The following is a 23498-nucleotide window of genomic DNA, read 5'->3' as shown; positions in this document are numbered from 1 at the left end:
ACGCGTTAATATGCAACAAGTTTTTAACATGTTGTGAGAGCGTTAATGCTAAACCGAGCATCAAAACCCTTCGTCAAACTCGTCGAACGATATCTTCCTGACCCCTACATTTTCGTTTTATTACTCACCCTAATTACGTTTGCGTTTGCAGTGGTCATTCAAAATCAGTCTCCACTTACAACTATTCAACAGTGGGGTGACGGATTTTGGGGGCTGCTCACATTTTCAATGCAAATGCTCTTAGTGCTAGTCACTGGGTTTATGCTGGCATGCACGCCGTTAGTAAAATCCTTACTTGAGAGGCTTGCGAGCTTAGCAAAAAGTCCTGGGAGCGCCATTGTGCTGGTCACGTTAGTGTCGCTTATCGCAAGCTGGATAAACTGGGGCTTTGGTCTTGTTGTGGGCGCGTTGTTTGCTAAAGCCTTAGCAAGAAAAGTGTCGGTTGATTATCGGTTATTGGTGGCAAGCGCGTACTCAGGCTTTATTGTATGGCATGGCGGTCTAGCGGGCTCTGTGCCCTTAACTATTGCAACGCCGGGTCATTTTTCAGAAGCACAGATTGGCGTAGTTGGCACTGGAGAGACTATTTTCAGTGGGTTTAACTTGCTGTTATTGGCAATCATGTTCGTGATTATTCCTCTTATTAATCGTTTAATGTTACCGCCTGAATCTGAAAGCATTATTGTCGATAGCGCCAAGCTAAAAGATGACGCTTTGCCTTCGGCAACAAACGAGCGGCCCGCCGACAAACTTGAAAACAGCAAGGTGCTTGGGTTACTCGTAGGCTTTGCAGGGCTTGCTTATCTCACTAACTACTTTGTTTCAGGGGGCGGGCTTAATCTCAATATCGTTAATACGCTATTTCTCTTTCTCGCTATTGTCCTTCACGGTACACCACGCAATGTACTGCACAGCCTGCAGCAAGCCGTTCAGGGCGGTAGTGGTATTGTTATACAGTTCCCATTTTATGCGGGGATCATGGCGGTAATGGTTCAATCAGGATTGGCCCAAACCATGTCAGAATGGCTGATTAGCTTTGCATCTGCAGAGTCGCTGCCAGTATGGAGTTTTATTAGCGCAGGCATTGTTAACATTTTTGTGCCTTCGGGGGGAGGTCAGTGGGCAGTGCAAGCCCCAGTAATCTTGCCGGCTGCCGCTGAACTTGGAGCCGAAATAAATAGAGTTGCCATGGCGGTAGCGTGGGGTGATGCGTGGACCAATTTGATTCAGCCATTTTGGGCGCTACCCGTACTTGCCATAGCCGGCCTGAAAGCCAAAGACATTATGGGCTTTTGCTTAGTTCAGCTTATAGTAACCGGTGTCATTATTTCCTTGGTATTGCGGTTTGTGTGAGGATTTAGAGAGCAATTTAACGCCGTCAAACAAGGCGAATAGAGCCGAATATGAAGCCACAACTTAAACACAAGCGGTGTGAATGATGCATTTAGACGAAGAAAAGGTAGGGTTGTTGATCGTAGATGTTCAGGGCGCGCTGGCTCGAAGAGTCAGCGATAGCAAAGCAATGATATGCAAAACCGCAAAGCTAATACAGTGTTGTAAATTGCTCAATATTCCCGTAGTTGTACTTGAGCAAAATCCTGATGGCTTGGGGAGAACAGTCCCTGAAATTGAAACTCATGTCGCAAGCGACCCTCACTTTAAGAAGTTTACTTTTAACGCTGTAGCGGGTACTGACCAGTGCTCGTCCGAAATACTGGCGTACATTGGTGAAATGGAATTAAGTCGATGGCTGGTTGTAGGAATTGAAGCGCACGTATGCGTTTATCAAACGGTAACGGGTTTATTGGAAAATAATCACACTGTGGAAGTAATACAGGAATGCATTTCTTCAAGAGAGTCTTCAAATGCTGTACTCGCCATCCAAAATATGCGTGAGCAGGGCGCACGGATCAGCAGTTTTGAGATGACACTTTTTGGCCTTTTAAAATCATGCCAGCATCCAAAATTCCGAGAAGTGTTAGCGCTCATCAAGTAGTCGAACAACGTGATGAGCGAAACAAGTCGGAGCTAAGCAAATGCAGTTTCTATCGATACAATGTCAATACCACGTGCTTGCATAGAATCCAGCGCCAATAGATGACCAATGGCGTCATCATGCTTGTCAGCGAATTGAAGTATCAATGCGCAGCATTGCTGATATTGCATTCAACGTGGGCTATCAAAACGTCAATGCATTTAGGAAGATATTCCGTAAAGAGTATGGGCTTAGTCCGGTGGAATACCGCAAGCGTTTTGCAATAAATTAATCATATCGTTATTTTCATTTCAATTGTTATGTTATAACATTTATTAAATTCGATATTTAAAGTGAAACTTAGCGAGTCGTTATGTCAATTCAAACTCAGCTTCCCGTTACCGTACTTTCGGGCTTTTTAGGCGCCGGTAAGACCACGGTTCTAAACCATATTCTGAATAATCGTGATGGATTAAGAGTAGCCGTCATTGTTAACGATATGAGTGAAATCAATATCGATGCTGCTACGGTGAAAAATGAAGTTAGCTTTAATCGAGCCGAAGAAAAGCTAGTTGAAATGAGCAATGGCTGTATTTGCTGCACGTTGCGAGAAGATTTGCTTGAAGAGATAGAGCGTTTAGCGCATGAAGGTAAATACGATTATCTGGTAATAGAGTCTACAGGTATTTCGGAACCTTTGCCTGTAGCTGAGACCTTTACGTTTGCCGATGAAGACGGTAAAAGCTTGTCGGAAATATCACGCCTCGATTCGATGGTTACCGTTGTCGATGCATTGAATTTTCTTAAAGACTATGACGAAGCTAAGTTTCTCAACGAAGTGGGTGAGAGCTTGGGGGAGGAAGACGAGCGAAGTGTGGCAGACTTGTTGGTCGAACAAGTGGAATTTGCTGATATATTGCTAATAAGCAAAACCGACTTAGTCTCTGAACAAGAGTTGGCGCGGCTTAAAAGTATTCTGCAAACCCTCAACACCGAGGCTATTCAAGTTCCTATCGAGCATGGAAAAGTGCCCCTCGACAAAGTGCTGAACACAGGGCGGTTTAGCTTCGAGCGTGCTCAGCAGTCGCCTGGTTGGCTGAAAGAAATGCGTGGCGAGCACGTACCAGAGACTGAAGAGTTTGGTATAAGCAGCTTTTCGTACGAAGCGCGACGTCCGTTCGATCCGCAGAAGTTTTATGATTTTATTCATAGTAAAGACATTGCAGGTAAGTTAATTCGTTCAAAAGGCTTCTTCTGGCTGGCAACACGCCCTCAATTAGCTGGCAGCTGGAGCCAAGCTGGCGGTATGGCGAGATATGGGGCCGCTGGGCTGTTTTGGAAAGCCGTACCCAAAGAGCAGTGGCCTGAAGACCCTGAATACCTTAAAGCGATTGAAGAACAATGGATGGAGCCCTTCGGTGACATGCGTCAAGAACTGGTGTTCATTGGACAAGGGCTTAATAAAAACGACATTATCGAGCGGTTAGATAGTTGCTTGTTAACAGACGAACAGCTTATTCAAGGTCATCATGTTTGGGCTGAAATGCCTGACCCATTTCCTGCTTGGGAGCACTAATATGCAGGCGTTACAAGACCACATTACTTCCTTTGAACACAGTGACTCTTGGCGTTCAAGCGCCGATGCGATGGTGTTGGGCGATATCTTTGAAAAAGGGATAAGCGTTGCGTTATGGACAAGGCCTGAAGTACCACTTGTCACGCAATATTATGTCGACGTTTTTAAATCATTAGGAATGGGGATTCGCGGTGTTTTCTCTTTAACATCACTGAAAGAGGAAATCGCAAAGCTTTTACCTGATGGAAGAAATAGTGCCGGAAAGCAGGCTGCCATTGACGATATTTATTTGCTGTCTGACATGCTCACCACGCTATTTGACTGTGACAGTGTGGGCGTAAGGTTAGTGCCCCTTTCATCAGCAATGTGCCCAAGCTTTCATGTGGACAATATTCCTGTTCGGTTGGTGAATACCTATTTGGGCGAAGGAACAGAGTGGCTACCGAAAGAAAGTGTGGTTACACGCCCAATGATTGGTCTTAACGACGCGAATACACAAGGGCTTACTAAGAATAGGTTGGGCCAGCATTATCGAGAGAGCAGCGTTAGGCAAATGAACGCGTTTGATGTGGGTTTACTTAAAGGTAAGTCGTGGCAGGGCCATGAAGAATTTGCCGCCGTGCACCGGTCCTGCAAAGTCATCTCTGGTACTCATCGCGTGTTGCTTACCCTGGATCCCATGTAGTTTTTAAGTACTTATTGTACCTCACCCTCGGTTACTTCGGCGCTATCACTTTTTCCATGAGTTTTCCCTTGTGATAGCGCTTTTTTCTCTCTCGGTACCTAGCCTCGCTAATCTTCTTAAATATCCGCTTTTAAGCTTCCAGCTTTAAGGCTAATTGCCTAACAGGCAAGTGCCACACCTTTTTAGCGAAGACCTGAAAAGCCAAGTTTTTCAACATATACCCTTAAACATTATAGTCTTTCATATTTAACGTATTGTGAATGCTAGGAATGCGTTCTTCTGCATGGTGATTCACATACAGCAGTGTACTTGTGCCAGCCCTAGCCAATATATCAATAAGCTTAAGCGCTTTCTGTCGGTTGAAGTCGTCTAAACCATTGCAAGGTTCATCCAAAATAAGCACGGCGGGGTGCTTAACCATAGAACGTGCAATAAGTACTAATCGCTGGTCACCAAAAGACAGTGACTGAAACGGCGTGTTCTTTTTCTGTTTCAACCCCAGTACTTCAAGCCACTGCTCTGCCACCATGCGTTCCGCTAGCGTGGGGCGAGTGTACAGACCAATACTGTCGTGAAAGCCTGAAATGATAACGTGCTCAACACTTGCATTCACTTTGTACTGCATGTGGAGCGCATTCGACATAATTCCAATGTGCTTTTTAATGTCCCATATGCTCTCGCCTGTGCCACGTTTTATGCCAAACATTGTTAAATCGTTGATATAACAATGGGAATTATCACCGGTAAACATTTGAAGCAAACAGGTTTTGCCTGACCCATTTGGACCAGTGATCTGCCAATGCTCATTTTTGTTAAGCGTAAAGTTAAGCTTTTCAAATACGGTTCGCTCATCGAAGCGCACGAACCCATCTTTAAGCTGAATTAAGGTATGAGGTAGTGAATCTAACTCACTGTTTTGCTCATTGAGGTTTCGGTCATTGCGATTGGGGTCATCGCCGTGCTTGTCTTTAGCGTTAAGGGCTAAGGGAACATTGATATCATCAGACTCTAGTGCAAACCAGGTGCTTAATTCTGAGCGCAAACCGTCATAGTTAAGTTTATCTTCAGATTTCCACGTAATAGCCAAGTCATCCATGACAATCAACTGGGCTTGCATATTCTTGGGAATATCTGCGAGTTTGTTGGCGGTAAGTACTAAAGAAGCTTGCTGCTGAGAGACAAGAAAGCGACTAAATGCGCTTATCGCTTCAACATCTAAACCTTCGAAGGGTTCATCAAGCAAAATAATAGAGGCATTACTTAACCATGCCAACATGATAATAATCTTGCGGGTTTCACCTGTTGAAAGTGAAAGAAACCCATTATCTAGCAAATGCTCAATTCTAAGCGCAGAGGCTAGCTCGTTGTAATAACGATGACTTTGGTAATCTTTATTGATGCCCGCGAATAGTTCGCGAACCTGTGTTGGCTCAGCTATTACGTCTAAAATATCCGCACTGTCTTTTTGTTTTTCTTCTTCAATTAACGCTTGCTGTTTAAAAACCGATACTTCTGCAACAACCGAACTACATTCACGACTACCGCTTACGACCTTCCCACTACCGGCAAGCGCGGAAATTAAGAGTGACTTTCCGCTACTGTTTCTGCCTGCGATAAGGAAGTGCGACGGCGCACTTTCAGTACAGAGCGCTAGCGAAAATGCAGGAGTAATGTATTGATTAGAAAGCTTTATTTGAAATTCAGAAAGGTACAGCATTAATGATCGCGAGTGAATATAAAGTAGAACCATTGTGAAGTTTTCTGTTTACCTGTCAATGGTGTTATTCCTCAGTAGAGCTTATTAGCCTGCTGTGCCTTTCGAAAATGGTGCTCTATGTTTAATCACGATTATCTTGGGAACCTTGATGTAATTTACACCTCTTAGTATTTGTATTAAAAACCAACAGCTTCAACTTTAATACTTATTGCCCCAAATCGATTAGCTAAGAGAACAAGGAATGATTACGTTTAAAAAAGGATTTACACTAATCTGTGTAGCACTCATTTATTTTATTATTTCAGTTTTAATACACGAGCTAGGGCACGGAATAGTAGGGAAAATATTAGGGATGGGGCAGTTAGTCATTGCTGTTTGGCCTGGCTTCGAAATTTTTCCGGAAATGGGGGCGCTGAATCATATAAAGCATTGGCCCGGCAGTGCGGTAGCAGTTGTTAGTTTCATTCCAGAGGTAAAATCTTTAAGTGTTGATATTCACCGCGAATTTAACTCTTACATTATAAAGCCAATCATAAACATACAGCATAGCAGCGTTTTATACGACCAAAACCGTGTGGCGGTCGTGCTTTTGATGGGAAGTGGTACAACTTACTTAATCTCTTTGCTATGTACCATTTTCCTTTGGCTATGCAGCCCTGTGGGTATCTTGAGAAAAGTGTGTGTATTCGGCGCTTTTATGTTTTATGACCTGCTATGCTACTCAATTTTCCCAGTCTTTTTTGACCTTCGCCACTTAATATTTATCGGTGGGAAGCTACCTGAGCCTGTTATCGCTCTTGCACAATTGGGAATGCCTTCAGAAATTTCAGTAACGTTAATTGTGATTGTGTGTTGTACTCAAGCGTATTTTATAAAGCGATTGCTGAGTTAAGAGTAAACAAATTTTTTAGAAAGGGATATCGAGTGGAAAAAGTAGTCATTGTTACTGGGGCGAGCCGCGGTATCGGTGCCGCAACTGCTAAATTGTTGGGAAGTAACGATTATAAGGTTTGCGTTAATTACCTATCAGATAAAAATGCTGCGGATAGGGTGTGCGCGTCGATAGCTGGCAACGGTGGCGTTGCATTTGCTCATAAAGCCGATGTTTCAGATGAAGCGCAAGTGCTGAACATGTTTGAGACTGTGAACGGCCGATGGGGTGAAATAACGCACCTGGTTAACAATGTGGGTGTTTTGTTCACCAAAACTGAGTTAATTAACGTCAGTGCAGAGCGCTTCATTAAAGTACTTAATACCAATGTGCTTAGCGCATTCTTGTGTTCAAAGGCTTTTGTCAAACAAAGCGTTGCTGGAGGCGCAATCGTTAATGTTTCGTCCATTGCATCTCGTACTGGTGCTCCTTTTGAATACGTCGACTATGCAACATCGAAAGGGGCAATGGATTCATTCACCAAAGGGCTTTCATTAGAACTTGCTGCGAAGAACATTCGTGTAAACAGCGTCCGGCCTGGTTTTATTAAAACAGACATTCACGCCGATGGCGGTGAACCTGGCAGAGTAGAGCGGTTAAGCTTACAAATTCCTATGCAGCGGGGCGGTACAGCAGATGAAGTCGCACAGGCGATAGCCTGGCTTCTATCACCTCAGTCTTCATATGTTACAGGGTCGTTTATTGATTTAGCGGGTGGGAAGTAAAGCGCCTGATAACACTCAGAGATTTTAAAATGAGCGATGTGGGTAGACTGGTAGATATTTTGAATCAACCGTCAGTCACGCAATTTCTGTCGACAAAAATTCCCAGCCCTTATACAAAAGAAGATGCCACATGGTGGATTCAAGAGGGGAGCAAAGAAGGTTTTATAAGAGCTGTAGAGTACGACGGCGAGTTAGTAGGGTGTATTGGTGTTAACCCAGGAAACTTTGAATATGAAAGAGCCGGAGAGGTCGGGTACTGGCTTTGTTCATCACATTGGCGAAAAGGGATTATGCGTGACGCGCTGCGCCAAATTATCGCTCTTACTTTCTCAAACACAAGTATAGAGCGCATTTTTGCCTGTGTATTTTCATCCAATCTTGCTTCGCAAAGACTGCTGCTAGATGTAGGGTTTAAGCAAGAAGCGATATTGCAACGCGCCATTTTTAAAAACGAACGTTTTTACGATAGCCATATTTTTGCCATTTTGAGGTAGCTCTTCGATGGTGACTTTAGGACCCGCAAAGCGTTGAGTGGTTTCCATTGATACGGATATTTATTTTACTGCTTTATTCGCGGCAACGCCTTCAATCACCCCTGCGGCTGCAAGGTTCATCAACCGACGAAACCTCGGACATTCCAAATGACTCGGTGCCGTGCAAGCAGCTGCATGCTGCAGACCATCACGCATGGCTTCTAATTTTTTGATTGTTCCATCTAATTCGTTCGCTTTTTTAAGTAGTAGAGCGCGGTCTATATCAGGCTTTGCATCGGTTCCTAGTATTCCTGCAATTTCTTCCAGTGAAAAACCTGCTGCGCGGCCTAGTGCGATTAATTCAAGGCGCTCTAGTACGTTTGAGCTAAATACGCGACGTATACCTTGTCGACCAATAGATTTGATAAGGCCTTTTTCTTCATAAAAGCGCAGTGTTGATGCCGACACTCCTGACTTTTTTGCTACTCGAGATATTTCCATACTTGTTACCCATAAAGGCACTTGACTTAAAGTTAACTTGAAGTTGTAGGCTAGCATCTCATGTTAATTGAAACTAGTTATTGAGAGTGAATATGGAAAGTATTGTTTTTATCTTGCTGATAGGTATTGGAGCTACTTTAGTGATGGATTTATGGGCCTTGTTGAGAAAGCAATTGTTTGGTATTGCCCCTACCAATTGGGGCATGGTGGGGCGCTGGATAGGGCACATGAGAAAAGGGCAGGTTCGTCATACTTCTATTTCAAGTGCCCATGCTGTTCACGGGGAAAGTACTATTGGGTGGACAGCCCATTACCTAATTGGAATTGCCTATGCAGCACTGCTTATTTTCATATGCGGAGAATCTTGGTTGTTCGAACCGACGCTGGGTCCAGCGGTGGCGCTCGGTATCGCTACAGTCGTTGCACCGTTCTTTATATTGCAGCCAGGTATGGGGGCGGGTATTGCGGCATCGAAAACGCCTAATCCTAGCGCTGTCCGTCTACACAGCGTTTTAAACCATGCAGTATTTGGCTTAGGGTTGTACCTTGCGGCATTGGTTCTAAGGCTCGCCCTGTCCTTATAGTCATGGAATTGGTCGAGCGGTAAATACAAATAGAAGCTGCAGACTGCCAGACAGAATCTGGCTAGGGAAGGCATTAGCTAGTAAAATAAAAGGCGACTGGGGTTACTCAGTTGGCGATTATTACAGTTGATGCCTTACCTTTTCTGACGCCAAGAAATGTAGCAACGTGCTGATTATCTTCACTGTATAGCCTAACAAAGCCTCCTTGCATACTGGACTTAATGTCTGCATCAAACATTAAGTCATCTACTAGACTATTTAATATTTCAGCGTCATCTGACACCACCTCTATTGCACAAAGGTCATTATTGCAAACGGCCTCTTGATACAGTGCTGCGTCTTGCTCATTTAGTCTGTCGATAAGTGAATCTTGCAGATCGCTTTCTATTGAAAGGGTTTCACTAGTTTTTGGAGCAAACTTTATCGTCTCTACAAGGCCCCTTAATTCTGTAATAGTTAAAGAACCTAAACGCTTAGTATCCAATGTGGCAACGTCGTTATTGACCTTCAAAATGTGACTTGTATCGTCAATGGGTTCTTCTGGTTCAATTAAAGCGTGAACCTTGGTTTCATTACTAGTTAGCTTTTCATTTTTTAGCTCAGCGTCAGTATCAATTTTCGTCACCATAAGTTCTTCCGCTGAAGTCAGTGCTTGATACGAAGTTGAGCCTGACTTATCCGCTAGGGGAACTGCTGTATTGTTCAGGTTAGTTGCTTGGTCTTTCTTCTGAATTAGTGGTTCACTGGTTAACGAACCGATAAAGTAACCCACAGTAGTGAACAGTACTACGGTCAAAACAAAAGAGAGTTTTTTCAATATAAATATCCTTATTTCAATAACTGAAAGAGGTTGTGCTTGTTGTGGGGAAGATTGCCTCTGTCAAAAAGCGCTATTCCTTATGCTCTTAACCAACAGTCCTGTAAAGCGTGTCACTATATTATAAAGATTAAAACACGAACCAAGAACAACATATCACAATGAATAACGAAATTACTTACCTCAATTGCTGATAAGAAAGTTTAAAATACCAAAACAGCCACAATTATTTATTTGTTCTTAATAATTAACTGGAAAAAGAAAACAGGATGAAAATTTCACTGAAAGAAATAAACAAATCTAACTATGAGCAGGTTTGTGACTTGGATGTGGCAGAAAATCAGCAAGCCTTTGTTGCGTGCAATATGTGGTCGTTGGTTGAGTCTTTTTACAACGAGAACCATACCTGCAAAGCCATTTATTGCAACGACCAGCCCGTAGGGTTCTTCATGTGGGTTCAGGAAACGCCAACCAAAGTGTCCATTTGGCGCTTTATGATTGATGAGAGCCATCAGAATAATGGAATTGGCAGAGCTGCTTTATCTCAAGCTATCACGCTTATAAAGCAAACTTCTGAGCTCAAACAGATAGAGATATGCTATAACCCCAAGAATCCTGTCGCCAAAGCCTTCTATTCAAGCTTTGGTTTCGAAGAGGTGGGGTTAGATGAAGATGGCGAAGATATGCTTGCTGTTATTGCCATTTAGCCACGACTTAAATTTAAAGCAGCGAAATGCGAGGGATCTCAAGATATGGATGTCATAGATATTAAGACTTTTATACCAAGCAAAAACTACGACATTTCTAAAGCATTTTATTCTGAGATTGGATTTAATGCAGAATACGTAAATGAAGACCTAACACTGTTTGAAAATGGTGATTGTCTCTTCTTTCTTCAGCGCTTTTATAATCCTGAATTGGCGAATAACTTTATGCTACAAATATGTGTAGCAGACATTCAGTACGCTTTTGATTTGTGCTCGCGCTCGTTACATAAAACGAAAATTTCATCAATTGAGCAACAACATTGGGGAAGTGTTTTCTATCTGTGGGGCCCGTCGGGCGAACTACTTCACATTACCGAATTAGGTAGCTAGCTTTGGCGAGAACGAGGGACGGAATGACGAATGATGCATACGAATTACACCGTTAAAGAAAGCCCTCCGTCAGTTGAAGACTTTGCCAGTTTAAGAAAATTGATTGGATGGAGTAACCCGTGTCTATCGGTTGTTCAAAAAAGTCTTGATGCCTCGTTGTTTTGGGCGACAATTTACCTCGACAACAACCTTGTAGGCTGTGGTCGGGTGATTGGCGATGGCGCAATGTATTTTTATATTCAAGACGTCATTATTCATCCAGAACATCAGAATAAAGGCTTGGGATCGAAAATAATGAACACATTGATTGCACATTTGGAGTCTTGCTGCGCACCTGGCGCAACCATTGGCTTGTTGGCTGCGCATGGTAAGGAAAGTTTCTATCTTAAATTCGGTTTTGAACCTCGCGATGGTCTGAGCTTAGGTTTAGGCATGTGCAGGTTTATTTAGCTAATTGGTCATTAACGCGGCATGAGAGTCCCAGGAGTCCTCAAGTTCTTTAGTCACTTAGCATTGTGATCATTGCCTATTAATTATCGGCAGCTTTCTGTCCTAAGGCGGCAAGTCCCCTCCGCTTTTTATGAATTGGATGGCGTTGAATCTTAAATTCCTTCAGCACTGAAAAGCTATATCCCCCTGAAAGTAGCCGCCTTATCTAACACGCTTAAAAGTAGCGTTCTCAACGCGACTTGTAGCCTCTCTTTGGTGTGAATTTTGCAAAAGCCTGTTTAAAGACACTGGAAATGTCGGTTTGCGTAGTAGCTGATCACTGTTTTTCGATGAGTTTTTGCTTCTTTCCGATAGAAATTTGACGTTTTTCACTGGACACGTGTAATGAAAAGTAAGACAAAACCTGTCTCTCACGCTTTGCTGACAGAAAATGGTCGCTTAGTCGCGAAAGCCTTGGCATATACCGCGCTTATCTTGGGCTTACTCTCTGGTTGCTCTTCATCTGACGAACCTAAGAGTCAATTTGCGCAAACCGATGCCAGCGACGTATCGGCATTGGGTAATGTGGAATACCACACCTATATGCTGGCGAACGAACTTTTTGCTGATGTGGGTCCAGCACGTCAGTCTCGCTATGCGGTAGTTGGCTTTGTACCTGCCGATACTATGAAATACAGTGCTGATCATCAACATCCGCTAATGTTGTTGGGTCATCAACTTGAACAGGGAATGATTACTGAGGCCACGAAAAGAGGCTTTTCTACTCAAGAATTTAAGCTTTCGAACGATATAATTGTTAGTAACGAAAGCGACAGAGTGTTAACCCGCGATATCGACAAGCTTTCCAACATTGAGCGCGTCGATTTTTATATAACCGGCACTATGGTTTATCAAGAGTCTGGCGCGGTGGTTAACGCTCGAATTATCAACGCTAGAAATAAAAACATTGTCGCTGCAGCAACACGCTTTTTCCCTGCCGAACTGTTTTGGCGCGAAGAACAAGTAACCACCAGAAACGGCAAGTTATACAGAACTGAAGGTACGAGGTAACCCCATGAAAAGACGAAATCAATACGCGGCGCTTTCGCTTTGTGCTTCACTGCTAAGCGTCAGCGGGTGCTCTATGATGATGGGGGAAGAAGAGGTAGCCGAACAAGCGCCTCAGCGCCCGGCCATGAACGTGATTGATATTACTGCCGCCGACCGCGCTCCCTCAAAGCCAGTTGAAAATACCAGTGATACCCAGTCTCAGGGTATGGACGCGTACGGCGCTATCGGTCAACCTCCTTTGTATTCGAGCGTACAGGGCGCGTATAAAGGTCGACCTCTAACCAAGCATATTGGCGACTATGTGAAGAACATGGCGCAAGACTTAATTGCCAATATGGAATATGTGAATAACAAGACACCTATTGGTGTAACCCATTTCGCACTACTAGATACTGACTTGCAGAAAACAGATTTGCTTGGTCGTCAGATGGCGGAATCTTTTGTTCACGAACTGCATAAATTCCGCGTGCCGGTTATCGACTTCAAAGCCACCGAGTATATTCGCATTACTGACGATGGCGATTTTGTATTGAGCCGAGACTATTTGGAATTGAGCAGCAGCCTTCCTATTGAATACGTGTTAACCGGAACAATGACCAAGCACCAAGGTGGCGTGTTAGTTAACGCTCGTATTTTGGGTATGGAGTCGCGCGCAGTGGTGGCAACTGCGCAAATGTTAGTGCCGTTCTACGTGGTAGATGCACTTATTCCAAGTGACGGTAGCCAGCAAAACGGTATGCGCGATGGCGTTAAGCTAAGTCGCGGCTAGGAGTTTCAGCATGGTGTTTACAAAGAAGCTTTTGCCTAGCAGTTGGGTAGCCGTTGGCATAATGCTAAGTGTATGTACGACAGGGTGCACTAGCACAGAGTCTACTGGCTCGTTTTGGCTAGGTGAAGACGGTGAAATTACGCATCACGCCGAGCCAGTGCCTGTACCAAGCCGTTCAGGGCTGGAGTACACACCAGATTCTCGCGATAGACAATATCAACAGCACGTGGAAGTCGAACCCGGCTATAAAGACCCACTACACCATGGCTATTCCCCTTCACAAACGCACAAGCGCTTAAATGATTACGCCTCGCAACTTGCGATGGAGTTAATGGACAATGCAACCCGTCTTACGCAGCAAGATATGGTGGGGGTGGCGAGTTTTGTTAGGCTTAATCAGTCGTTGAGCGACAGCACCGTGTTAGGCAATCAGCTTTCAGAGTATCTAATAGCCGAGCTACAAGACTTTGGGTTAGCGGTTGTCGACTTTAAGCTTGCAGGTGGCATTACCGTAACGCCAATCGGCGATTTCGTACTTACTCGAGATGGTACTGCACTCGCTAAACAGGTTGAAATGGACCATGTTGTAACTGGCACCATCATTGAAGATGACAGAGGCGTACGCGTAAACGCCCGTATTGTGTCGCTGGAAAATAAACAAGTGGTGGCAAGCGCCAACGTATACATTCCCGCTTTTATCGTGATGGATTTAAATAAAATGGCTAGCGTAAACTAGCCATTTACTTCCTTTGCACTCTGTTTTCGAAAGCGAACTCATTTCATATTCGCTTTAAAACCTCTAAACATCCGATCTTTTGTGTCTAGGCACGGTAGAATTTTCACAAAGACCTCTCCGTTTATTAACCCTGACTTCTTATTGCTTCGCGAGTCATAAAGCGGCTTGTGTTTACAGCATTAAGCAGATCGTTGCTTAAAGGTAGCGGCTCATTACATAGACTACTCACCAAGACCTCTGCCATTAAAGGCGCTGTGGTTAACCCTCGAGACCCAAGGCAAGTAAGGGTGGAAACTACGCTGTTTGGCAACACTGGCGCGCTAGTCAACGGTTTGCCCACGCCTAGCATAGTGTAGTGTTCTTTTAATGAGTCAAAGTTATGTAGTGCACCGACAACAGGCTGGTGGTCGGGTGAACCTAAACGGGTAGCAGCTCTGGCTTTACCGTCATGGTGTAATGCTTGCACAATGTCGGTGTTTGCTAGCGCCTGTTCATGTGTGGCAAGGTTCGTTTCAGTTTCATCGCCTCGTATATCGGTACTTAAGTCGTTTTTAACGTAGGTTGAACCTAACGCATGTCGACCTTCGAATACAGGTGTCATATAGCCTTTGTGACACAACACAGTGTTAAGCTGTTCAATTGGCATTTGGGTGGGAATAGCTTCAACCTGGCCGCGAACAGGGCGAAGGGATAGGCTGTTAAAATCGCTAGCGTTTACCGCACCTGCACCAAGGGCTAGGATAAGATGATCGGCAGTAATAACTTCTTCATTCTCAGCGCTATCTAAGTTAAAGCGAATCCGCACCCGCTGCTTTGTTGTCTCAACTGCCTCATGAGATACATAGGTATGATTGGGTTTCAGCGTGAGTTTGCCACTTTGAAGTGCTTCTTCAATCATGCCAGTAACTAGCTGTGGAGGAGAAATCCATCCGCCCAAACCAATGTATAAGCCAGAGTAGGGAAGAGCTAGGTTAGCGATATCGCTCACCTCTTTACTGTCCACGGGCTTAATCAAAGCTTCAGGCCATACGTCGGCTGCTGCCAGTTTATTTTGGCGTTCTGCTACCTTGTCGTTAAAGCTTAGTTGAATAACGCCACAGAAATCATGGGCAACGTCGGCTAGGCCAGAGACTTTTGCATGTTCAATGGTGTGGTCGTAGCGTTGGCGCGCATATAAAAAACTGTGCGCCTGAATGCGGCTGGCAATACTTGCTTCGCTATGAAGCTGCGGGTAAAAACCGCCTTGCGGGTTGCCAGACGCGCCGCTTGCAAGGGTGTTACCATCAAAATACAAAGTAGTGCTAATGCCGCGATTTACTAAAGCCAGGCATGCTGTAGCTGCAGCAAGGCCGGAACCGACTACTGCGACTTTACTTGTTTTATCTAAGCTGCCGTTAGCGTACCTGTAATAGGGGCCAGCAGGCAGGCGAAGTTTATGCTGCACATTTTCATTTTTTTGGTTAAAAACGCCAGTGAGCATGTCACGCTTACGGCCAAAACCGTTGCGTTTTTTAATGGTAAAACCCACACCAGCAAGCCCACGTTTTACGATGCCTGCGGCGGTAAAGGTTCCAAAGGTTGTACCTGTTTTTGACAACCGAGCCATTTGGCTAAACAGTGCATCGGTCCACATATCAGGGTTTTTGCTTGGTGCAAAACCATCTAAAAACCAGGCATCGATGAGGCCATTTACAGGAGAATGCCATTGAGGTAGAAGTTCGTGAACATCACCAATCCACAAGTCGAGTGTGGTTGAATGGTTGTCAAAATGAAGGCGATGACAACCTTCAAGGCCCATGGGGTAAAGTGAAGCGAGTGCTTGCGCTTCGTCTTTAAGAGCAGGAAAAGCTTCTAGCGCACGCTGCATATCCTGTTGAGGCAGTGGAAACTTTTCCGTGGTGATAAAATACAGGCGCTTTAACGGATGGTCAGGGTTTGCTGCTTTAAATTCGTTGAAGGCACGCATGGCGACCAAAAAGTTCAGCCCAGTTCCAAAACCAGTTTCGGCGATGACAAAAGTAGGATTGCGCCACTGTTGCCAGCGCTCAGCAAGGTCGTTGCCTGCAACAAAAACGTGTTGGGTTTCATCAATGCCGCTGTCGTTAGAAAAATAAACGTCGTCAAAATGGTCGGCGACAGGCGTACCGCTCTCATTAAAATGAACCTGTGCATGCTTAGATTTCACTGTTTATTTTTCTCCGTTTATATTGTTTTGGTGTTGGCACTTTGAACTAGGGGCAGTTTTCACTACTTCATCAGCTTGCCCATCCGATGCTTGATTTGAAGCGCCAGAATTAGCCTGGCTTTTAGATAAACAAGACATTTCTTCGAGTGTTGAAAAGTGAGGAATTACTTTACTGGTCACGTGCTGTGCGCCAAGCATACCGCCAATAGTGCTCCACGAACCATTAACGTTAATTAATCCGCGATGATCCATCGTAGGTGCTTCAGCTTCTGTTTTCGAGATAACCCAAGTGCCTTCGGCAATATCAAAGGTCCATATGGCGTCATCTGCTGTTGAAGGCTCGCCGTTATAGCCGATGCCATTATAATTGTACGGATTAATTGAGCCGCCAACAAAATAGATTTTATTGGTGGCCTTATCTCCCGCTGCCGCCATGCGATAGCGCGCAGTACCCGTTGGATGGTCAAGTGTACGCCAATCAATTTTTAAAGGGTTTTGCTTATCAATTACGCCTTTAAAGCAGGCGGTTTCTGGCGCGAAGCTGCGGCGTTTATCACTGTGCGGTGTTACAGAAACGCCGTCACAAATTACCATAGTGCTGTTAACGATGCCGCCAGCTTGACCGAATACCGGATTGCCAAGAAAAGGGCTCGCCTGTTGCCATTGGCCGGTTTGCGTATCGTAAACCTGCACAAGATTTACGTTGCCATCGTTGTGCCAGCCAGAAACTAAGTACACGTAACGGTCTTGGTAAACTAAAGCAGTTGCATCATCAACAGGCACGGGCATAGGCGTTAATAGCGTATATTCCCCTGTTACAGGAGCGTATTTATAAACATCTGGCGTACTAATTTCATTGTGATCTTCATCAACCGTGTAACCGCCAAAAATGTAAACGCTGTCTTTTACGCCCACTGCTACTGATGCCAAGCGGCCTTTTAGCGCAAGGCTGGATGGAACGGGGGAAAGAGCCTGCCACCGTAAAGGTTTATCTTTGTTATTGATAACAAGCTGCCAAGCACGGTTGTGCACATCTTTATGGGTTTTTCCTTTGCCCAGCCCCATAAAACTAATTACATATTGCGTGTCGTTTATGGTGACAGAAGCTACGGCATTGTTTGAAACTGGCTCTGGTAGCGCGGGGAGGACGATAGGCGCAGCTGTTGAAGAGACAGTCGCTGCAGAAGCAATGATAAAGGCAGCCACTACGAAAGAAAGTCGGGGTACCGCACTTTGGAAAATGCGTAGAGCAATGGTTCTTGGCTTTTTTAATAACACAGCAATCTTCAGTTTTATCTAAATTTCGAACGTTTGGCCGCGTATTCTACCTGTCACCTTTTTGTTTTTCCGCAAAAGTTTGTACCTGCTTAAAACTCTTCTTTTCTTATTGCTTCTGCAAATAACAATCTATCAGTAAAAACAATACGTTTATTTAATTGTTGTTGTAAATGATTTGTTAAATTTAGCGCTAAGTCTATTGAGGATAGTTCAGGGAGAAGGTATGGCGGGCGTGTTTCACCAATGTGGTCAAAGCATTTGCAAACGCACTAGAGACGAAATGGATGATCGTGCACGTATCATCGCACGTGCACTTGCTGAGCAAGGTGTGTGCGATAACGATGTGGTAGCTATTCTTATGCGAAACCACGTCGGTATATTTGAAATAGTCGAGGCATGCCGATATGTGGGGTCGCGCTACGTTCTGCTTAATTGGCACAGCCCCGTTGCCGAACTTTTGCCTATTCTGGACGACTGTGGCGCTAAAGTACTGTTCGCTCATCGCGATTTATTAAAGGGTGGGAATGCCCACGAAACGTTATTACAAGTTCCCACCTTGTCTGCGATATACACGATTAAAACGCCAAAAAGCATTTTAGAGCGCTATCATCTTACAGGTGATTCTGAATTGGCGACAGAACCGAAAATCGGGGAGCAGTATCTGTGCCTTGATACGCTATTAGCTGCCTCAAACGCAAAGCGCCACAATGAACCGGCCAAGCGCTTTAAGGGCATGTTTCCCTACACATCTGGCAGCACTGGAAAACCTAAAGGTATTAAGCGAGATGTAGACCTAACGCGGCCAGACCCTTATTTAATATTTAAAGGGCTGTCTGAAGCGTTAATGCAGCTATCAATAGGTGATCGCTTTTTCGTCTCGGCACCGCTTTATCACAGTGCACCACACGCGCTTACGCTCTGCTGTTTAGCAGCGGGTAATATTGATGTATACATTGAGCCTCAATTCGACCCCGAACGCTTTTTACAAGACATAGAGCGGTTTAAGCTGACTCACGCCTATATTGTTCCTACCATGATGGTGAGGCTACTTAAACTGCCCGCGTCGATAAGAAGTAAATACGACACTTCAAGCTTGCGATTTGCCTTATCAACAGGGTCAGCACTGCCAAGCGACGTGAAAGAAGCAATGATTAACTGGTTTGGTCCAATTTTCTATGAGTCTTATGGCGCTAGTGAATTAGGCTTTATGACCCTAATTTCATCTCAAGAAGCATTAGATAAGCCAAATTCTGTGGGTAAGCCCATTCCCGGTGCCGCGATTAAAATACTGAGCGACGATAAAGAGGAGTGCGAAGTAGGTGATGTTGGCGTTATATATGCACACCTTTCCATGTTCGCGCCATTCAAATATACCAATACTACGGGCACGCAAAGCGACTTACATGTTGGTGAATTCACGACATTAGGTGACATGGGTTATGTGGACGAAGATGGCTACTTATATATTTGCGATAGGAAAAAAGACATGATCATCTCAGGTGGCGCCAATATATTTCCTGCTGAAATAGAAAGCGTCATCATAGAAATGCCTGAGGTTGCAGACTGCGCGGTATTCGGTGTGCCTGATGCTGAGTATGGCGAGAAAGTCGTGGTGGCTGTTCAATGCTCACCCGACAATGCGCTGTCGATTGATGCGCTAAACGAGTATTTAGATGGCAAACTAGCGCGGTTCAAGTGGCCTAAAATGTTGCAAATACTCGATGCTCTACCCAGAGAAGATACGGGTAAAATATTTAAGAACAAACTTAGAGCTCGCTTTTGTCAATAAAAGAAACCGCTAGAGCTATTTTGAAGGTTTTATGAAGGTATAAATTAACGCTGGTCATGACCCTGTACATTCGTGCTACATTGGAAATATTCCGAATAAGAGAGCTTAGACGAAGACGGCAAAAACGAAAAAGAAGGGAAGTGGGAAACTACCTGTTTATACACACAAGCCCAGAATTAAAACAGGTAATGCAACGCTTAAGTTTAGCAAATTTGAGTATGGCAATTGGCAGAGCAGACCACTTTACCATTCAAAATCGTTACCATAAGCCGCAACAACGCAAAGGGTAAACTATGAGAAGAGCAGTTATCACCGGTCTTGGTATCGTATCAAGCATCGGCGTAAATAAAGAAGACGTACTTGCTTCACTTAAAGCGGGTAAGTCTGGAATTACATTTTCAGAACAGTTCGCCGAAATGGGCCTTCGCAGCCAAGTTTGGGGCAACATCGACATCGATTTGAAAGACCATATTGACCGTAAAGCTATGCGCTTTATGGGCGATGCGGCAGGCTACGCATACGTAGCGATGCAACAAGCCATTGCAGACTCTGGTTTAGAAGAAAGCGACATTTCAAACGAGCGTACAGGTATTATTGCTGGCTCAGGTGGCGCGTCTTCTGAAAACCAAGTGCTTTCTGCTGATATTCTTCGCGAAAAAGGCGTTAAGCGTGTTGGTCCATACATGGTTCCTCGCTGTATGGCATCTACGGTATCGGCGTGCTTAGCGACGCCGTTTAAAATTCGCGGCGTGAACTATTCAATTGCCTCTGCGTGTGCAACTAGTGCCCACTGTATTGGTAATGCGCTAGAGCTTATTCAGCTTGGTAAGCAAGACGTAGTATTCGCCGGTGGCGGTGAAGAATTACATTGGTCACTATCAAGCCAATTCGACGCTATGGGCGCACTAAGCTCTAAATATAACGACAATCCTGCCGTTGCATCACGTACTTATGACGCAGCACGCGACGGCTTTGTAAGTTCTGGCGGCGGCGGTATGGTTGTTGTTGAAGAACTTGAGCACGCGCTTGCACGCGGCGCAAAAATCTACGGCGAAGTAGTAGGTTACGGCGCTACATCAGACGGTTTCGACATGGTTGCACCGTCGGGTGAAGGCGCAATTCGCTGTATGAAAATGGCAATGCAAAATATCGATGCGCCTATCGATTACTTAAATACTCATGGTACGTCAACGCCAGTAGGTGACGTGAAAGAACTTGCCGCTATTCAAGAAGTGTTTGGTCAAGCGGGTGTGCCAATTAGTGCAACCAAGTCGCTGACAGGTCACGCACTAGGAGCTGCGGGTGTAAACGAAGCTATTTACAGCTTGTTGATGATGGAGAATAACTTTATTGCGCCATCAATTAACATCGACACGCTAGACGACGCGGCACAAGGGCTAGATATTGTTACCCAAGCACGTGAAGCAACGTTAAACACAATTATGTCTAACAGCTTTGGTTTCGGCGGCACTAACGCAACGCTTGTTATGCAGCGTTATAACGGTTAATTAAAACCGCTTGAACCAGTAAGCTTTTTTAACTTCAGTTAAGAAGTTTCAAAGAAGACAAAAGGGCGTAAACCTGAGCACCGCGGGTGCTTGTGTTTACGCCCTTTTTTGTTGCTGTTATTTTTAATAAAACCTGTGTTTTCAGAAGCGGCCGCTTAAGCGATTGTAATTGTGTGTTTTGTCCGTGAAGCAGAATGTCAAATTTTTATTAAGCGCAGTGTTTCGAGTGTCGCTAAATTTGTCGTTCAACTAAGTGCTCTGAGTCATCGGCTAAACCTAACTTTCATTACTTAATTGGCAATCTTTGTCAATGTTTGCCATAATTTTAGGGTGGTGAGCATTCGGAAATAGACAATGGCAACTTTAAATGTGTCGCTTCCTGACGAAATGCGTACGTGGATTGATGAACAAGTAAAAACTGGCAAATTTGCTAATGCTAGTGATTATATTCGCGATTTAGTACGTCGCAATCAGAGTGAGCGAGAGGCAATTAGCTTAGCTCTCATAGAAGGTGAATTGAGTGGGGAAAGTGATAAGAATGTTTTAGATATTATTCAAGCTAAGAAAACTCGAGCCTCAGAATGAATAAATATACCCTCTCTAATAAAGCAGAGGAAGATATCTCCAGGATTTACGATTATTCAGCCAATATTCATGGCGTAACTCAAGCTGAAGCCTATCTTGTTGCCCTACACGAAGCTCTAGTTATTCTGGCGGAAAACCCTAGTATCGGTACTTCAGCAGAGGATATCAGAAAGAATTACTTTCAACTGCCAGTTCATAGGCACATGGTCTTCTATAAAAAAGTCGATGACGGCATTTTCGTCATTAGGGTACTTCATCAACAGATGAAATACTCTATACATCTATGCGATTGAAATACGAAGGAAAGACCCAGTAATGTGGCGGAAGCGTCAAGTTAAATAAACTGATAACGACTAAACAAGGTATCTGGCTCGGGAATAGTGATTTTCCCGTAATGCCGTTTTACCAAACCTTCTTGTTGAAGTTCACCTAATAACTGGTTCACCGTCTGCCTACTGCTATTTATCATTTGCGCTAAAGACTCTTGCGAAAGCGTAAGTGTAATCGCGTTATGTTTTGGCAAATGCTGACCATAGCTAGTGGTAAGCATTAAAAGCCGTTTTACCAGCTGGTGCTTAAGGCTAAGACCCGCACTTGAGTCAATAAATTGAAACGCGCTGCGCACTCGTGTGCATAAAAGGCGGGTGAAATGCGGGTAAAGTTCAGGGAACTGCTCAAGCAGTGCTTTAAACGCGTTCTTTTGAATAATCGCCACGGTGCAATTTGTCTCACAGAAGTTGTCGTGAGTACGAGGGAGGTCGTCAAACATCGATATCTCACCAAACCAGGTGCCGGGGCCCAGTAGCGCAAATAGCATTTCGCGACCATCCACGCCCACAGTGACAACTCTTAAACGGCCCTCGCACACTCCATAAAAACCGACACCGTCTTCACCTTTGGCATGCAGTTGCTGCCCAGCTTTTAGGTGTTTTAGGCGCATCTTGTCGAACATGGCTTCCTGCAAATAGGGTGGGAGCGCGCCAAACCAAGTAGAGCTAGCGAGAACAGGTTTAAATTTTTCCATTTAACAAATTTCTTACAATGTCGTATATCCGACAGTGTATAGCAATTACTGCGCGTAATGTAGGCAGTAAGAAAAAGTAAGTGGAAGTTTCATTGAAACGCTCTTGGTATCGAGCCTTCCACCTAGGGCTTTCCCGCCTCAAATGAAATTAATTTATACATTAAAAGAGTAAAGCTATGACAGATTCAGTAAAGTCGAAAGTTAGCAGTGAAGAATGGCAAACCCGTGTTGATCTAGCCGCATGCTACCGCGCAGTCGCTATGTATGGTTGGGACGACCTCATTTTTACTCACATTTCTGCTCGTGTTCCTGGGCCTGACCATCATTTCTTGATTAATCCCTACGGTTTAATGTTTGATGAAGTTACGGCATCAAGCTTGGTTAAAGTTGATCTTCACGGTAACAAAGTAATGGAAAGTGAATACGATATTAACCCAGCAGGTTTTACTATTCATAGCGCTGTTCATGAGGCTAGAGACGATGCAAAATGTGTCTTGCATTTGCATACAGCAGAAGGTGTGGCGGTATCCATTTTAGAAGAAGGGTTGCAGCCATACTCGCAGCAATCGCTTTTTCCGCTGGCGTCGCTTTCCTATCATGCCTACGAAGGCGTGGCGCTAAACCCAGAAGAAAAAGTGCGATTGGTTCGCGACCTTGGCGATACCCAATTTATGATTTTGCGCAATCACGGGCTTTTAACCTGTGCAGACAATATTCCCGATGCATTCTTGTTTATGTTTATTATGCAGCGCGCCTGTGAAATTCAGTTAAAAGCGCAGGCCACAGGCAAGCCGCTTATTCCAATTCATTCGGCAATTCTAGATGGCATTCGAACACAGGCCGATCAAGTTACCCGGCAGGCTGGTGGTTCGTTAGCATGGCCGGGTATTAAACGACGCGTTGAACGCCGTTTCCCTGGATACGATAAGTAACTATTTAGAGTTAACGTTATCAAACACCACGATCGCAAAGCGAGAGGTGGAGAAAAAACGCGAGCTTAAGCGCTTTGGTTTAAGCGCTCCCGTTTTAAAAGGTTGTATGAA

The 23498-nt window shown here is 44.5% G+C and carries 27 protein-coding genes; 20 read left to right on the top strand and 7 right to left on the bottom strand.

Features of this window, described 5'->3' with window-relative positions:
- Positions 1-45: 45 nt before the first annotated feature.
- A complete protein-coding gene (locus F0261_RS08385) occupies positions 46-1353 on the top strand; it encodes a short-chain fatty acid transporter (protein WP_014979692.1) in 1308 nt (435 codons plus the stop codon).
- An 82-nt stretch (positions 1354-1435) separates the two neighbouring features.
- Entirely contained in the window at positions 1436-1996 is a 561-nt protein-coding gene (locus F0261_RS08380) for an isochorismatase family protein (protein ID WP_253819301.1), read from the top strand.
- 32 nt (positions 1997-2028) lie between these two features.
- On the opposite strand, the gene F0261_RS19930 is transcribed toward F0261_RS08380, so the two are convergent.
- Positions 2029-2166 (bottom strand): hypothetical protein, encoded by a 138-nt coding sequence (locus F0261_RS19930; RefSeq protein ID WP_253819340.1) that lies wholly within the window; start codon positions 2164-2166, stop codon positions 2029-2031.
- Between F0261_RS19930 and F0261_RS08370 the strand changes: the two genes are divergently transcribed.
- From F0261_RS08370 to F0261_RS08360, 3 genes are all read left to right on the top strand, one after another.
- Entirely contained in the window at positions 2142-2267 is a 126-nt protein-coding gene (locus F0261_RS08370) for an AraC family transcriptional regulator (protein ID WP_232306400.1), read from the top strand. The genes F0261_RS19930 and F0261_RS08370 overlap by 25 nt on opposite strands.
- Positions 2268-2348: 81 nt before the next feature.
- Positions 2349-3551, top strand: a complete 1203-nt coding sequence (zigA, locus tag F0261_RS08365; protein WP_171337665.1) for a zinc metallochaperone GTPase ZigA — start codon at positions 2349-2351, stop codon at positions 3549-3551.
- A 1-nt stretch (position 3552) separates the two neighbouring features.
- Entirely contained in the window at positions 3553-4236 is a 684-nt protein-coding gene (locus tag F0261_RS08360) for a DUF1826 domain-containing protein (RefSeq protein WP_171337663.1), read from the top strand.
- Between the two features lie 223 nt (positions 4237-4459).
- Here F0261_RS08360 and F0261_RS08355 read toward each other — a convergent pair whose 3' ends face one another.
- Entirely contained in the window at positions 4460-5986 is a 1527-nt protein-coding gene (locus F0261_RS08355) for an ATP-binding cassette domain-containing protein (RefSeq protein WP_171337661.1), read from the bottom strand.
- A gap of 208 nt (positions 5987-6194) precedes the next feature.
- Between F0261_RS08355 and F0261_RS08350 the strand changes: the two genes are divergently transcribed.
- Genes F0261_RS08350 through F0261_RS08340 form a run of 3 tightly spaced genes read left to right on the top strand, consistent with a single transcriptional unit; the run spans position 6195 to position 8103 of the window.
- A complete protein-coding gene (locus F0261_RS08350) occupies positions 6195-6845 on the top strand; it encodes a hypothetical protein (RefSeq protein WP_171337660.1) in 651 nt (216 codons plus the stop codon).
- A gap of 32 nt (positions 6846-6877) precedes the next feature.
- Positions 6878-7609: an SDR family oxidoreductase gene (locus tag F0261_RS08345; RefSeq protein WP_171337658.1), complete on the top strand. Its 732-nt coding sequence runs from the start codon at positions 6878-6880 to the stop codon at positions 7607-7609.
- Positions 7610-7614: 5 nt separating this feature from the next.
- On the top strand, positions 7615-8103 hold the full coding sequence (locus tag F0261_RS08340) for a GNAT family N-acetyltransferase (protein ID WP_171337737.1): 489 nt from the start codon (positions 7615-7617) through the stop codon (positions 8101-8103).
- Between the two features lie 60 nt (positions 8104-8163).
- Here F0261_RS08340 and F0261_RS08335 read toward each other — a convergent pair whose 3' ends face one another.
- Complete coding sequence (locus F0261_RS08335; protein ID WP_014979686.1) at positions 8164-8583, bottom strand: helix-turn-helix domain-containing protein; 420 nt, start codon at positions 8581-8583, stop codon at positions 8164-8166.
- A gap of 92 nt (positions 8584-8675) precedes the next feature.
- Between F0261_RS08335 and F0261_RS08330 the strand changes: the two genes are divergently transcribed.
- On the top strand, positions 8676-9167 hold the full coding sequence (locus F0261_RS08330; protein WP_014979685.1) for a DUF2938 domain-containing protein: 492 nt from the start codon (positions 8676-8678) through the stop codon (positions 9165-9167).
- 106 nt (positions 9168-9273) lie between these two features.
- On the opposite strand, the gene F0261_RS08325 is transcribed toward F0261_RS08330, so the two are convergent.
- Entirely contained in the window at positions 9274-9984 is a 711-nt protein-coding gene (locus tag F0261_RS08325) for a hypothetical protein (protein ID WP_171337656.1), read from the bottom strand.
- Positions 9985-10253: 269 nt separating this feature from the next.
- Here F0261_RS08325 and F0261_RS08320 point away from each other — a divergent pair, with 269 nt between their 5' ends.
- The 6 genes from F0261_RS08320 (at position 10254) to F0261_RS08295 (ending at position 14086) form a co-directional block, all read left to right on the top strand.
- Positions 10254-10691 carry a GNAT family N-acetyltransferase gene (locus F0261_RS08320; protein WP_014979683.1) on the top strand — a complete coding sequence of 146 codons (438 nt, stop codon included), beginning with the start codon at positions 10254-10256 and terminating at the stop codon, positions 10689-10691.
- A 45-nt stretch (positions 10692-10736) separates the two neighbouring features.
- Positions 10737-11081, top strand: coding sequence for a lactoylglutathione lyase (locus tag F0261_RS08315; RefSeq protein ID WP_014979682.1), 345 nt, complete (start codon positions 10737-10739; stop codon positions 11079-11081).
- Positions 11082-11111: 30 nt separating this feature from the next.
- On the top strand, positions 11112-11531 hold the full coding sequence (locus F0261_RS08310) for a GNAT family N-acetyltransferase (RefSeq protein WP_014979681.1): 420 nt from the start codon (positions 11112-11114) through the stop codon (positions 11529-11531).
- Positions 11532-11915: 384 nt separating this feature from the next.
- Positions 11916-12581: a FlgO family outer membrane protein gene (locus F0261_RS08305; protein ID WP_171337654.1), complete on the top strand. Its 666-nt coding sequence runs from the start codon at positions 11916-11918 to the stop codon at positions 12579-12581.
- Between the two features lie 4 nt (positions 12582-12585).
- Positions 12586-13350, top strand: coding sequence for a FlgO family outer membrane protein (locus F0261_RS08300; RefSeq protein WP_014949957.1), 765 nt, complete (start codon positions 12586-12588; stop codon positions 13348-13350).
- A gap of 10 nt (positions 13351-13360) precedes the next feature.
- Complete coding sequence (locus F0261_RS08295) at positions 13361-14086, top strand: FlgO family outer membrane protein (protein WP_171337652.1); 726 nt, start codon at positions 13361-13363, stop codon at positions 14084-14086.
- A 124-nt stretch (positions 14087-14210) separates the two neighbouring features.
- Here the strand turns inward: F0261_RS08295 and mnmC are convergent, their stop codons facing one another.
- Both mnmC and F0261_RS08285 read right to left on the bottom strand, forming a co-directional pair.
- Entirely contained in the window at positions 14211-16271 is a 2061-nt protein-coding gene (mnmC, locus tag F0261_RS08290) for a bifunctional tRNA (5-methylaminomethyl-2-thiouridine)(34)-methyltransferase MnmD/FAD-dependent 5-carboxymethylaminomethyl-2-thiouridine(34) oxidoreductase MnmC (protein WP_171337651.1), read from the bottom strand.
- 3 nt (positions 16272-16274) lie between these two features.
- Positions 16275-17549 (bottom strand): galactose oxidase, encoded by a 1275-nt coding sequence (locus tag F0261_RS08285; protein WP_171337650.1) that lies wholly within the window; start codon positions 17547-17549, stop codon positions 16275-16277.
- A 223-nt stretch (positions 17550-17772) separates the two neighbouring features.
- Between F0261_RS08285 and F0261_RS08280 the strand changes: the two genes are divergently transcribed.
- The 4 genes from F0261_RS08280 to F0261_RS08265 all read left to right on the top strand — a co-directional run bounded on the left by F0261_RS08280 (position 17773) and on the right by F0261_RS08265 (position 21724).
- Positions 17773-19338: an AMP-binding protein gene (locus tag F0261_RS08280; protein ID WP_171337649.1), complete on the top strand. Its 1566-nt coding sequence runs from the start codon at positions 17773-17775 to the stop codon at positions 19336-19338.
- Positions 19339-19631: 293 nt separating this feature from the next.
- Positions 19632-20846 carry a beta-ketoacyl-ACP synthase I gene (gene fabB, locus F0261_RS08275; protein ID WP_014949953.1) on the top strand — a complete coding sequence of 405 codons (1215 nt, stop codon included), beginning with the start codon at positions 19632-19634 and terminating at the stop codon, positions 20844-20846.
- Positions 20847-21200: 354 nt separating this feature from the next.
- Positions 21201-21431, top strand: a complete 231-nt coding sequence (locus F0261_RS08270; protein WP_171337648.1) for a type II toxin-antitoxin system ParD family antitoxin — start codon at positions 21201-21203, stop codon at positions 21429-21431.
- Positions 21428-21724, top strand: coding sequence for a type II toxin-antitoxin system RelE/ParE family toxin (locus tag F0261_RS08265; RefSeq protein ID WP_014979675.1), 297 nt, complete (start codon positions 21428-21430; stop codon positions 21722-21724). Before F0261_RS08270 ends, F0261_RS08265 begins: the two co-directional genes overlap by 4 nt.
- Before the next feature lie 41 nt (positions 21725-21765).
- Here the strand turns inward: F0261_RS08265 and F0261_RS08260 are convergent, their stop codons facing one another.
- Positions 21766-22455 (bottom strand): Crp/Fnr family transcriptional regulator, encoded by a 690-nt coding sequence (locus F0261_RS08260; RefSeq protein WP_014979674.1) that lies wholly within the window; start codon positions 22453-22455, stop codon positions 21766-21768.
- Positions 22456-22631: 176 nt separating this feature from the next.
- Between F0261_RS08260 and F0261_RS08255 the strand changes: the two genes are divergently transcribed.
- Positions 22632-23387: a class II aldolase/adducin family protein gene (locus tag F0261_RS08255; RefSeq protein ID WP_039225270.1), complete on the top strand. Its 756-nt coding sequence runs from the start codon at positions 22632-22634 to the stop codon at positions 23385-23387.
- Positions 23388-23498 lie beyond the last annotated feature (111 nt).

Source organism: Alteromonas sp. 07-89-2, assembly GCF_013113925.1.
Classification (GTDB): Bacteria; Pseudomonadota; Gammaproteobacteria; order Enterobacterales; family Alteromonadaceae; genus Alteromonas; species Alteromonas macleodii.
This window is presented reverse-complemented; position numbering and strand designations above follow the sequence as displayed.